The sequence below is a fragment of the Nocardia sp. NPDC004722 genome, assembly GCF_053601505.1.
The window spans coordinates 1-11747 of sequence record NZ_JBSGBY010000237.1; the positions used below are offsets into that span (position 1 = coordinate 1).

An 11747-nucleotide genomic window follows, 5' to 3' on the forward strand; every position below is an offset into this window, starting at 1 on the left:
GCGGACGCGTTCGGGGTCGACGCAGGAGAGCAGGAAGTTGTGCAGCCCGGCCTCCAGACCGGCCATGGCGTCGGTGGGCGGGGCCTGCGCCATGGCGCCGCCGTCTTCATCCCCCTGCACCGCATCTGCCCCGTCGTCTACGCCACCACCGCGACCGTCGTCATCGCCTTCACCCTGCGCGCAATCGCCCTGCACCGCGGCTGGACCAGCCCCTCGGCTCGCCCACTCACCCTGCCGCGCACCACAATCCGGCCACCCCGCTACCTCCTCGGCCGCCTGTCACGAACCCGAGACAGCATCGAGCCAGTCGCCGAACACCGCAACATCACCGCGGACCAGCCCGATCCTGGCCTCGACTCGGTATAGCAGCGCCGCATCCCGGTGATGCGCCGAAACCCACTCCCGGTCGTTGTCGCCGAGTTCGTCGTCGACCCAGATGAACGGTCGGCCCGCGGCCCATTCGACCAGGGTGCGGGTCTTCCAATGCAGACCGAACCACGTGTCGATCCGGGTGTCCGAGCGATCCGGCCAGTCCACGACAGGAAGGGGAGACAGGCCCAGCACGGGACTGATGGACCGGTTCGCTTCGTGCGTCCAGGTTGTCGCCCACACCAATTGGCAGGGTAGGGCCCGCAGCAGAGGGCCGAGGGCTGGGTCGAGTCGTAAGGTGCCGAAGGGGATCAGCGGGCCGTCGATGTCGAGGAAGAGCAGGGGACGAGAGTCGAGCACTCGGAAAGCGTAGGAGTGCGGCGCGAACTATCGGTCGATATGCGTTGCCGCGGCTCGGTATTCGGCGTCGGTGACGTGATCGGACCAGATCACATCGTCGCCCTCCCAGAGCGCGAGGTGGCTCATGAAGTTCTCGGGTGCGGCGCCGTGCCAGTGTTCCTCGCCGGGCGGGGTCCACACGGTGATGCCCGGCCGCAGGACGATGACAGTGCCGTCCCGGCTGACCACCAGGCCCAGGCCCTCGGTGACGCAGAGGGCTTGGCCCAGGGCGTGGGTGTGCCAAGCGGTCCGGGCGCAGGGGGAGAAGCGGACGATGTTCAGCCGGGCCCGCGACGGTTCCTCGCCGCGGAAGTGGACGTCGAACCACACGTCGCCGGTGAACAGCTCGGCCGGGCCCTTCGTGGTGGGCGGCTTCGAGATCGACTCCATGGTGCTCCTCGGCAGTGCGGTGCGGCAGCGCGAATTACGGTCGAGGCAACAATAGAGACTTGATGGCGCGGCGTTCGTCCATGGCCGCATAGGCTTCGGCGACCTCGGTCAGTGGAAGGCTGAGGTCGAATACCTTGCCGGGGTTGATGTGGCCGTCGAGGACGCGGCCGATGAGGTCGGGCAGGAAGCGGCGGACGGGGGCGGGGCCGCCGCGGAGGCCGATGTGGGTGCGGAAGAGCTCGCCGCCGGAGATCTCCACGCCGTGCGGGACGCCGACGAAGCCGACCGTGCCGCCGACGCGGGTGGAGTGGCGGGCCTGGATCATGGACTCGTTGGTGCCCACGCATTCGAGGACGGAGTCGGCGCCGATGCCGTCGGTGAGTTCCTTGATGCGGGCGACGCCGTCGTCGCCACGTTCGGTGACGATATCGGTGGCCCCGAAATCGAGTGCCAGTTTCTGCCGGGCCTCGTGCCGACTCATGGCGATGATCCGTTGTGCGCCAAGTTCTTTGGCGGCCAGCACGCCGCACAGTCCGACCGCGCCGTCGCCGACCACCACCACCGTCGAGCCCGCCCGCACCTCGGCCGCCACGGCCGCGTACCACCCGGTCCCCATGACATCCGAGAGCGTCAGCAGGCTGGGCACCTGCTCGGCATCCGGCATCTCGGGCAACGCGACCAGGGTGCCGTCGGCCTGCGGGACACGAATCAGCTCGGCCTGACAGGCCCCCATGAACCCGCCGTGCATACAGGCGGATTGATACCCGTACCGACAGTTCGGGCACGTGTTGTCGGAGTAGGCGAACCCGCCGATCACGAACTGCCCGGGTCGCACGGACGCGACCGATGGACCGACCGCCTCCACGATCCCGACATACTCGTGCCCGATCGGCCGCGGCTCGGTGACGGGGTTGACGCCGCGATAGTTCCACAGGTCGGAGCCGCAAACGCAGGTCGCGACCGTCCGCAGAATGGCGTCCGACGGCTTCTCGATCCGGGGATCGGCCACCTCTTCGAACCGAATATCGAACGGGGCATGTAAGACGGTGCCGCGCATGAGATCTCCTGTTCTCGGTGGGGCGGCCGACGGACGAAACGCCCCACCCATCGTAGCTATCGAACAGCTATTGGCGGTTACGGGTTGGCATCCAACCAGCGCAGCACTTCGTCCGCATGGCCGTCAGGCGGAAACACCGGGTAGAAGACGTGCTCGATGACGCCATCCCGAACGATGAGCGTCAGGCGCTTGTAGAGGGTGAGACCCCCGGCCTCGAAGGTCGGCAGGGACAGCGCGGCGGCCAGGCGCAGCTCGGGATCGGCCAGCACCGCGAAGGGCAGGTGCAGGCGCTCCACCATCTCGCGCTGATAGTTCGAATCCTGGCTGGAAAGCCCGAAGACGGCCACGGCTCCGGTGGCGAGCAGCTCGGCGTGGTGGTCCCGGAACGCGCACGCTTCCGGGGTGCACCCACGGGCTCCGGGGATTTCGTCCCATCCGGCCGGAACGTCGGTGCCGGGCCGTCCTGTCAGCGGGTAGGCATAGACGACTGTCCGCCCTGTGGGCAGCGCGCCGAGGTCGATCATTGTTCCGTCGGTGGATTCGAGGGTCAGCGTCGGCAGCACCGAGCCCGGAAGATGTGCTGCCGCACCGTCGTCGGTGGGCACCGGGAGCTGTTCACTCGTCATTGTCCGACCCTAACCCGCCGCCGGGGACCAAGGTCAACAGTCAGACGCCCCGAAAAGCCTTGTCGCCGACTCGTTCCGGGTCGGTGATGTGGGAGAGGAAGAGGCGGGCGGTGGGGGTGGGGGTGCGGGTGGTGACGACGTGCCAGGGGCGGGTGAGGGGGGTTCCGTCCACTTCCAGGACCTCCAGGTGGCCGGCGGCGAGGTCGCGGGCGATGGCGTCGGAGTGGATGAGGGTGATGCCGAGGCCCTCACGGGCGGCGGCCAGGGCGGCGCCGTGGGTGCCGAGAGTCAATGTGGGCGGGCGGATTTGCAGGCGGTCGAAGAGCGCGAGGGTGGTGTCGCGGGTGCCGGAGCCCTTGCCGCGCAATAGCCAGGTGGCCTCGCAGGGGTCGGGCCAGGCTTTCGGCGCGCCGACCACCACCAGTTGGCAGGGGCGGCGGGCGCGGGTGATCAGGCCCGCGTCGCGGGGTGGGCGACCGGCGACCACGAGATCGGTTTCATGGTGGGTCAATTCGAGGAACAACACATCGCGCGGCTGGATCGACAGACCCAGTTCGATGGCGGGAAAGCGGTTGTGGAAGGAGGCGAGCAGCCGCAGCAGCACATACTCCCCGGCGGTCGCCACCACCCCGATACGCAACCGGCCGGTCTCCGCCTCGCGGACCGCGGCGTGCGCCTCCTTCATCAATCCCAGGATGCTGCGGCAGTAGTCGGCGTAGACGCGCCCGGCCTCGGTGAGCGCGATACCTCGCCCGGACTTTGCCACGAGTTTCGCCCCGAGTTGTTTCTCGATGTGTGCCACGGCCGCCGAGGCCGCCGCTTCGGTGATGTGCAACTGCGCTGCGGCGCGGCGAATGCTGGAGTGCTTGGCAACGGCGAGAAAGGTTTCCATGCGCACCGCGCTCACCGTACCCATACTCAACAGTAGCAAACCTGACGAAAAGGTTGAGCGAGAACAGAAACAATCGAATTGTTTGTGGTTAACAGCCCCGTCATCCTGGGAATCGCAAGCAGCTCAACCCGGTTCGCAGGAGGAACGATGGCGGGATCTGACGACGATCAGCGCGGCCGGTGGGATCCGGGTGTGCAGTCGTACGCGTCGATGGGATACTACGCCCCCGACTATCAACCCAAGGACACCGATGTGCTGGCGGTTTTCCGGGTGACCCCGCAGCAGGGCGTCGACCCGGTCGAGGCGTCGGCGGCCGTCGCCGGCGAATCCTCCACCGCGACATGGACTGTCGTGTGGACCGACCGGCTCACCGCGCACAACCGCTACCAGGGCAAGTGCTACCGCGTGGAGGAGGTGCCGGGCCGTCCCGGTGAGTACTTCGCGTATGTCGCCTACGATCTCGATCTCTTCGAGGAGGGTTCCATCACCAACCTGACCTCCTCGGTGATCGGCAATGTCTTCGGCTTCAAGCCATTACAGGCATTACGCCTGGAGGACATGCGTATTCCCGTCGCGTATGTCAAGACCTTTCAGGGTCCTGCGCACGGAATCGTTATGGAACGTGAATACCTCAATAAATACGGCCGCCCGTTGCTCGGCGCGACGGTGAAACCGAAACTGGGGCTTTCCGCGCGTAACTACGGCCGGGTGGTGTACGAGGCCTGCAAGGGCGGTCTCGATTTCACCAAGGACGACGAGAACATCAACTCGCAGCCGTTCATGCGCTGGCGTGACCGTTTCCTTTTCGCCATGGAGGGCGTGAACCGCGCGATCGCCGAAACCGGTGAATTGAAGGGGCATTACCTCAATGTCACGGCCGCGGACATGGAGGACATGTACGAGCGCGCCGAGTTCGCCAAGTCGCTCGGCAGCGTCATCATCATGATGGACCTGACGGTCGGCTACACCGCCATGCAGTCCATGGCCAAGTGGGCGCGCCGCAATGGCATGCTGCTGCACCTGCACCGGGCCGGGCACTCCACCTACACCCGGCAGAAGACGCACGGCGTGAGTTTCCGGGTGCTGGCCAAGTGGTGCCGCTTGATCGGCGTGGATCACGTGCACGCGGGCACCGTCGTCGGCAAGCTGGAAGGCGACCCGCACACCGTGCGCGGCTTCTACGACACCTTGCGCGACGGTCACGTGCCGATGAATCCGGCCAACGGCATCTTCTTCGACCAGGATTGGGCGAGCCTGCCGGGCGTCATGCCGGTGGCCTCCGGCGGCATCCACGCCGGGCAGATGCATCAACTGCTGGATCTCTTCGGTGACGACGTGATCCTGCAGTTCGGTGGCGGCACCATCGGCCACCCGATGGGCATCGCCGCAGGCGCGGAAGCCAACCGGGTCGCGCTCGAAGCAGTCGTCAAGGCGCGCAACGAGGGTCGCGATCTGCTCAAGGAGGGCCCGGACGTGCTGCGCCGCGCCGCCGAGATCTGCCGCCCGCTCGATGTCGCGCTCGCCACCTGGGGTGATGTCACCTTCGACTACACCTCCACCGACGCCCCCGACGCCGTTCCCACGGCCACCCGCTGAAAGTCGAGGAACCACCGTGCATTTGCGCCAAGGCACCTTCTCGCACCTGCCGGATCTCGACGACGCCGAGATCTCCGCCCAGGTCCGCTACGCCCTGCTCAACAACTGGCCGGTGTCGATCGAATACACCGACGACCCGCATCCGCGCAACAATTACTGGGAGATGTGGGGCCTGCCGCTGTTCGATCTGGACGAGCCCGACGGGGTGCTCGCCGAGATCAACGCCTGCCGGGCCACGTTCCCGCGCCACTACATTCGGGTCAACGCCTACGACGCATCCTACGGGCGGCAGACCACGGCGTTGAGCTTCCTGGTGCAGCGCCCGGCCGACGAGCCCGGTTTCCGGCTCGACCGCACCGAATCCGACGACCGCCGCCAGCACTACAGCCTGCACGCCTACGCGCTCGACGATCGTCCGGGCCAAAGGTATGGCGGCTGAAGACGTTTCGGAAAGGGACGCTATCGTGAGCGCGGAACGCCCCGCGGTACCGGGCGGCCGGCAACCTGCTGCCGACCGCCCGGCGGGCGGGTTCCAGATGCATCGACCCGGGGTCACGAGCCCCGCGTCGATGCGCGGTACGGCCGCCGATGTTCCTCCCCGACCGGAGGATTCGGCGGCCGACCACCTGACCCCGCTGGCCGATGACGCACTACTGGATCTGTCGACCGATGTCGCGGGCAAGGACGTCGAGGACACGCTGTCGCGCCTCGACGCGGAACTGGTGGGCCTGGCGAATGTGAAGCGCCGCGTGCGGGAGATCGCCGCGCTGCTGCTCATCGATCGTGCCCGTCAGCGCTTCGGGCTCCAGGCTACCCGCCCGACCATGCACATGAGCTTCACCGGCGGTCCCGGCACAGGCAAGACCACCGTCGCACTGCGCATGGCCGAGATGCTGCACGCGCTGGGCTACATCCGTAAACCCAAGGTGCACACCGTCACCCGCGATGATCTGGTCGGCCAGTTCATCGGGCACACGGCCCCCAAAACGAAGGAGGCCCTGGCCAAGGCCGCCGGGGGAGTGCTGTTCATCGACGAGGCCTACTACCTGTTCCGCCCGGAGAACGAGCGCGACTACGGGCAGGAGGTCATCGAGATCCTGTTGCAGGAGATGGAGAACGAGCGCACCAGCCTGGTGGTCATCTTCGCCGGCTATCCCGACCGCATGGAGACCTTCTTCTCCGCCAACCCGGGCCTGTCCTCCCGGGTCGCCCACCACATCGAGTTCCCCGACTACACCCACGACGAACTCATGGCCATCGCCGAACTCATGGTGCGCCAGGAGAACTTCCGCTTCGATCCCGCTGCCGCCCAGGCATTCTCGCGCTATCTGGCGTTGCGCATGGCCCGCCCCCGCTTCGCCAACGCCCGCAGTGTGCGCAATGCCATCGACCGCTGCCGGTTGCGCCAGGCCAAACGCCTGGTCGAGCTGCACCGCCCGGTGGGCCGCACGGATCTGATCACCCTGACCGACGGGGATGTCCTCGGCAGCAGCGTGTTCGCGGAAACCCCCGCCGACGAGGGGGCCACTCCATGACGAAATGAGAGCGATTGTGCCCGAAGGACTGAAGACCCTCACCCGCTACACCATCGAGTCGGAGCATCGCCAGCCCGGCGCGTCCGGAGAGTTCTCGGCGCTGCTCAACGTGCTCGCCACCGCCACGAAGATCATCGGCAACCAAGTCACCCGGGGAGCGATCGTCGGCTCCCTGGGCGCTTCCGATGCCGAGAATCTGCCGGTCACGGTGCATCGCAAGATGGATGCCATCGCCAACGACATCATGGTGGCCGAGAGTCAGTGGACCGGGCCGCTCTCGGCACTGGTGTCCGAGCAGATGCGCGACTGCCATCCGGTGCCGAGCGAGTACCGGCGCGGGAAGTATCTGCTCTGCTTCGACCCGCTGGACGGGTCCAGCAATATCGACGTGAACCTGCCTGTCGGAACGATTTTCAGTGTGCTGCGCGCACCCGAGGACGGCCGGGAGGCCACGGGCACGGACTTCCTGCAGCCGGGTGTACAGCAGGTGTGCGCGGGCTTCACCCTCTACGGACCGGCGACCATGCTGGTGCTGACCACGGGCAACGGGGTGGACGGCTTCACCCTCGACCGCGAGGTGGGCGCATTCGTGCTCACCCACCCGCGCATGCGCATTCCCGACGACACCTCCGGGTTCGCCATCAATGCCGCCAACGAGCGATTCTGGGAACGCCCGGTGCGCCGCTACGTCCACGAATGCCTGCAAGGCGGGGACGGCCCGCGCGGGCGCGACTTCAATATGCGCTGGGTCGCCTCGCTCGTGGCCGACACCTTCCACATCCTCACCCGCGGCGGGCTCTACATGTACCCGCGCGACACCCGCAATCCCGAACGGCCGGGCCGGGTTTCGCTGCTCTACGGCGCGAACCCGATCGCCTTCATCGTGGAGCAGGCCGGGGGCGCGGCCAGCACCGGGCACGAGCGGGTACTCGACGTGCGGCCCGAGGAGCTGCACCAGCGGATTCCGTTCATCTTCGGATCCCGCAACGAGGTCGAGCGGATCGAGCGCTATCACCGCGAACCGGACGAGGGGCCCAGCTTCGACGCGTCCCTGTTCGGTTCGCGCTCGCTGTTCCGCGCGTCGCGTCACTGAAGAGAGGTGCCATGTCGGTCAAACATCCCGTGGTCGCGATCACCGGGTCGTCCGGTGCGGGGACGACCAGCGTCACGCGAACCTTCCAGGAGATCTTCCGCCGCGAGGGGATCAATGCGGCCATCGTGGAAGGGGATTCGTTCCATCGCTACGACCGCAACGAGATGAAGCTGGCCATGGCGGAAGCCGAACAGCAACGCAATGAGACGTTCTCGCATTTCGGGCCCGAGGCGAATCTGCTCAGCGAGCTGGAGACGCTGTTCCGCGACTACGGGGAGGCCGGTGTCGGCGCGGTGCGGCGCTATCTGCACGATGACGACGAGGCCAAACCGTTCGGCCAGCCCGCGGGCACCTTCACGCCGTGGCAGGAGCTCGCGCCCGGCAGCGATCTGCTGTTCTACGAGGGCCTGCACGGCGCGGCGGTCTGCGAGGAGATCGATGTGGCCCGCTACGCCGACCTGCTGGTGGGTGTCGTGCCGATCATCAATCTGGAGTGGATTCAGAAGGTGCACCGCGACAAGCACGAACGCGGCTACTCCAGCGAGGCCATCATCGACACCATCCTGCGGCGCATGCCCGACTATGTGAAGCACATCTGCCCGCAGTTCTCGCGGACCTATGTGAACTTTCAACGGGTCCCGACGGTCGACACCTCGAATCCCTTCACCGCGCGCACGATTCCGACCGCGGACGAGAGTTTCGTGGTGATCCGCTTCGCCGACCCGAAGGTGATCGATTTCCCGTATCTGCTGTCCATGCTGCACGATTCGTTCATGTCGCGGCCCAACAGCATCGTGGTGCCGGGCGGCAAGATGGATCTGGCCATGCAGCTGATCTTCACTCCGCTGATCCTGCGGCTGATGGACAAGCGGCCCAAACGGCTGCGCTGAGAATCCCTGTCCGACAATAGAAAACGGCGACCGCCCGGGTGGGCGGCCGCCGTCGGCTGTCGCGTCGTCAGACTCCGGTCGGAACGTTCTTGGCGTTGCTCTTGACCTGGAAGGCCGAGATCACCTCGAACACGCCGATCGCGATGAGCCAGCAGCCCACCACCACGACCAGCGCGGTGATCGAGCGGAACGGCTCCACGATCAGCAGACCACCACCGACGATGAGCAGGATGCCGAACAGGATCTGCCAGCCCCGGCCCGGGACCGCATCCGACATCGCCGCCACCAGCACCGCGGTACCACGGAAGATCCAGGTGATACCGATCCACAGCGCCAGCAGGCCGATGGCCTGGAACTCGTTGCGGAAGCAGAAGAATCCCAGGATGAACGACAGGATCGCGGTAATGAACGACAGCACCCGCATCCAAGTGCTGACATGTAGCCCGAAGGCCGCGATCAGCTGGAAAACACCCGATACGAGCAGATAGATGCCGAACAGGACACCGGCGACGACCAGGGTGGGTCCGGGCCATACGAGCACCAGGATGCCCAGCACCACCGAGAGAATGCCGGTGACCAGGATCGACTGCCACGCACTACGGGCCAGCGCATGAACCGGCCCTTCGTAACCCTCTTTGGTGGTTGTCATGTTCAGCAGAATAGGACCGGTTCGTTCCATTTGCGCTTAATTAGCCGAGTGTTGCGCGGCTGTGACGTGATTCAACCCCCGGTCACCGGCGACCTCAGTCGCTGCTCGCGGTGAGCCGGTCATGACGCCGCACCCATCGGATATCGGCCCGCCAGGTATAGCTGGCCACCAGCAGCGAACCCATGAACGCCGCATCGAGCATGTAGGTACCCGAGACCAGCAGCGAGACCACACCACCGATGAGCGCGCCCAGCGCGAACGAAAAGTACTGCACCGCATAGCCGAGCCAGCCGCGGGCCGTGTCCTCGCCCGCGATGTGCCGCTCGATGCCCTGGGCGAGCTTCACCAGCGTGCCGGTGACGTACGTGACCGGGATGGACACCTCGCCGTTCTTCACGAACGAGGTGTTGATCGCGCCCATCCCGAACGCAACGAACAGGATCGGAATCAGGCCGATGCCCCGCTCACCCAGGATGTTGTCGACCGTGGCGGCCACCAGCAGGGCCGCGGTGGTGAGCATGGTCGCCCCGTGCGGGTGATTGGTCCACCAGTAGCGCCGGCAAATCGATGCCACGAAAACGCCCGCCAGGAAGCAGGCGATGATCGCGGCCGCGCCGAAGGCCAGGGTGTGGTCACCGGCGAAGTGGCCGAGGATGCCGCGCTCGGTATTGCCGGTCATGAAGGTGACGAAGTACCCCTCGGAATGGGCGTACGCGGCCGCGCCGATGAACCCGGCCAGCGCGGAGAGCACCACGGACAGCCGCATCTCGAGACCCCAGAACGGGTCTTGTTTTCGATCGCTGATGGCAGTCACGGCAACAGGCTAGCAATCCAAATCACCCTTAGCAGGAGCTGAATAAATGGGCGGCTGACGGCGCGCCTGCCGTGCGGTACAGTGCTTATGTTAACCGGAATTCACGTTTGGTCTGTCCAGCAGGAACTAGGAGATGCCATGACCTCCGCCGTCATCGTCGACGCCGTCCGCACGCCCTCGGGGAAGGGGAAAAGCGGTGGCGGACTGTCGGAAGTGCATCCGGCCACGCTGCTCTCGCAGGTGCTGGCGAGCCTGGTCGAGCGCACCGGGATCGATCCGGAACTCATCGATGATGTGATCGGCGGTTGCGTAACGCAGAGCGGTGAGCAGGCGTTCAATATCTCGCGGACGGCGGCGCTGGCGGCCGGTTTTCCCGAGTCGGTGCCCGCCACAACGGTCGATCGGCAGTGCGGATCCTCACAGCAGGCCGCGCATTTCGCCGCACAGGGCGTGCTGGCGGGGGCCTATGACATCGCCATCGCCTGCGGGGTGGAATCCATGTCGCGGGCGCCCATGTTCTCCAGCGCGCAGGGAAAGGACGCCAACCGCGGGCCGCTCGCGCATCGCTACCCGAACGGGCTGATCCAGCAGGGTATCGCCGCCGAGGTGATCACGGCGCGCTGGAAGTTCGATCGGGCCGCCCTGGACGAGTTCGCGGCCCGCTCGCACCAATTGGCCGCGGCCACGGCCGCATCCGGCGGGTTCGACGACGAATTGATCCCCGCGGGCAGCCTCACCGCGGACGAGACCATTCGCGCGAGCACCACCGTCGAGGGCCTGGCCGGGCTGAAGCCCGCCTTCGTGGACGCCGAATTCAAGGCTCGATTCCCGGAAATCGACTGGTCCATCACTCCAGGTAACTCCTCACCTTTGACCGATGGCGCGTCGGCCGCGCTCATCATGAGCGAGGAGAAGGCGACCCAGCTCGGGCTGCGCGCCCGGGCGCGGTTCCATTCCTTCGCAGTCACCGGGGACGATCCGCTGCTCATGCTGACCGCCGTCATCCCGGCCACCCGCAAGGCGCTCGCGCGGGCGGGGCTGTCCATCAACGACATCGACGCGTTCGAGGTGAACGAGGCGTTCGCGCCGGTTCCGCTGGTCTGGGCGCACGAACTCGGCGCGGACCCGGCGAAGCTGAATCCGCGCGGCGGCGCGATCGCGCTGGGGCATCCGCTCGGCGCGTCGGGCACCCGCATCCTGACCACCATGCTCAACCACCTCGAGCAGACCGGCGGCCGGTACGGGCTGATGACCATGTGCGAGGCGGGCGGACTGGCCAACGCCACCATCATCGAACGGCTCTGAGAGACCCGAACCGCGCTGAGTGTCCGCGCCGCACACGCGAGTTCGCCTGTCGTGTCGGCCCCCAGCCCTAGGCTGCGCCGCCGCCACGGTCGCCCAGTTGCGCCGCGTCGCGGGCATCTACCCGGGCGATCC

Annotated in this window: 12 protein-coding genes and 1 pseudogene; 6 read left to right on the top strand and 7 right to left on the bottom strand. The window is 66.7% G+C overall.

All coding sequences use genetic code 11. The annotated features are described in order from the left end of the window. Window positions 1-279: 279 nt before the first annotated feature. The 5 genes and pseudogenes from ACWELQ_RS22765 to ACWELQ_RS22785 all read right to left on the bottom strand — a co-directional run bounded on the left by ACWELQ_RS22765 (window position 280) and on the right by ACWELQ_RS22785 (window position 3757). Entirely contained in the window at window positions 280-729 is a 450-nt protein-coding gene (locus tag ACWELQ_RS22765) for an HAD domain-containing protein (RefSeq protein ID WP_452399065.1), read from the bottom strand. Between the two features lie 27 nt (window positions 730-756). After that, on the bottom strand, window positions 757-1158 hold the full coding sequence (locus ACWELQ_RS22770; protein WP_452399066.1) for a (R)-mandelonitrile lyase: 402 nt from the start codon (window positions 1156-1158) through the stop codon (window positions 757-759). A 34-nt stretch (window positions 1159-1192) separates the two neighbouring features. Then, window positions 1193-2215: a zinc-dependent alcohol dehydrogenase family protein gene (locus tag ACWELQ_RS22775; RefSeq protein ID WP_452399067.1), complete on the bottom strand. Its 1023-nt coding sequence runs from the start codon at window positions 2213-2215 to the stop codon at window positions 1193-1195. Between the two features lie 77 nt (window positions 2216-2292). Then, window positions 2293-2826, bottom strand: a pseudogene (locus ACWELQ_RS22780) (peroxiredoxin); the annotation flags it as partial. A 55-nt stretch (window positions 2827-2881) separates the two neighbouring features. Continuing rightward, window positions 2882-3757, bottom strand: coding sequence for a LysR family transcriptional regulator (locus tag ACWELQ_RS22785; protein ID WP_452399074.1), 876 nt, complete (start codon window positions 3755-3757; stop codon window positions 2882-2884). Between the two features lie 123 nt (window positions 3758-3880). Here ACWELQ_RS22785 and ACWELQ_RS22790 point away from each other — a divergent pair, with 123 nt between their 5' ends. From ACWELQ_RS22790 to ACWELQ_RS22810, 5 genes are read left to right on the top strand one after another with little or no spacing between them, the layout of a single operon-like run. Next, complete coding sequence (locus tag ACWELQ_RS22790; RefSeq protein WP_452399068.1) at window positions 3881-5329, top strand: form I ribulose bisphosphate carboxylase large subunit; 1449 nt, start codon at window positions 3881-3883, stop codon at window positions 5327-5329. Window positions 5330-5345: 16 nt separating this feature from the next. Further along, window positions 5346-5768: a ribulose bisphosphate carboxylase small subunit gene (locus ACWELQ_RS22795; protein ID WP_452399069.1), complete on the top strand. Its 423-nt coding sequence runs from the start codon at window positions 5346-5348 to the stop codon at window positions 5766-5768. Between the two features lie 25 nt (window positions 5769-5793). Beyond that, the gene (locus ACWELQ_RS22800) at window positions 5794-6864 is read left to right on the top strand and encodes an AAA family ATPase (RefSeq protein WP_452399070.1); all 1071 of its coding nucleotides are present in this window, start codon (window positions 5794-5796) and stop codon (window positions 6862-6864) included. A gap of 16 nt (window positions 6865-6880) precedes the next feature. Then, window positions 6881-7957, top strand: a complete 1077-nt coding sequence (locus ACWELQ_RS22805) for a class 1 fructose-bisphosphatase (RefSeq protein ID WP_452399071.1) — start codon at window positions 6881-6883, stop codon at window positions 7955-7957. Window positions 7958-7968: 11 nt separating this feature from the next. After that, window positions 7969-8847 (top strand): phosphoribulokinase, encoded by an 879-nt coding sequence (locus ACWELQ_RS22810; RefSeq protein WP_452399072.1) that lies wholly within the window; start codon window positions 7969-7971, stop codon window positions 8845-8847. Between the two features lie 67 nt (window positions 8848-8914). Here ACWELQ_RS22810 and ACWELQ_RS22815 read toward each other — a convergent pair whose 3' ends face one another. Both ACWELQ_RS22815 and ACWELQ_RS22820 read right to left on the bottom strand, forming a co-directional pair. Beyond that, the gene (locus tag ACWELQ_RS22815) at window positions 8915-9496 is read right to left on the bottom strand and encodes an HdeD family acid-resistance protein (protein WP_379352057.1); all 582 of its coding nucleotides are present in this window, start codon (window positions 9494-9496) and stop codon (window positions 8915-8917) included. A gap of 94 nt (window positions 9497-9590) precedes the next feature. Continuing rightward, a complete protein-coding gene (locus ACWELQ_RS22820) occupies window positions 9591-10262 on the bottom strand; it encodes a YoaK family protein (RefSeq protein ID WP_452399075.1) in 672 nt (223 codons plus the stop codon). Window positions 10263-10448: 186 nt separating this feature from the next. Here ACWELQ_RS22820 and ACWELQ_RS22825 point away from each other — a divergent pair, with 186 nt between their 5' ends. Next, a complete protein-coding gene (locus tag ACWELQ_RS22825; protein ID WP_452399073.1) occupies window positions 10449-11615 on the top strand; it encodes a thiolase family protein in 1167 nt (388 codons plus the stop codon). Window positions 11616-11747: the final 132 nt, after the last annotated feature.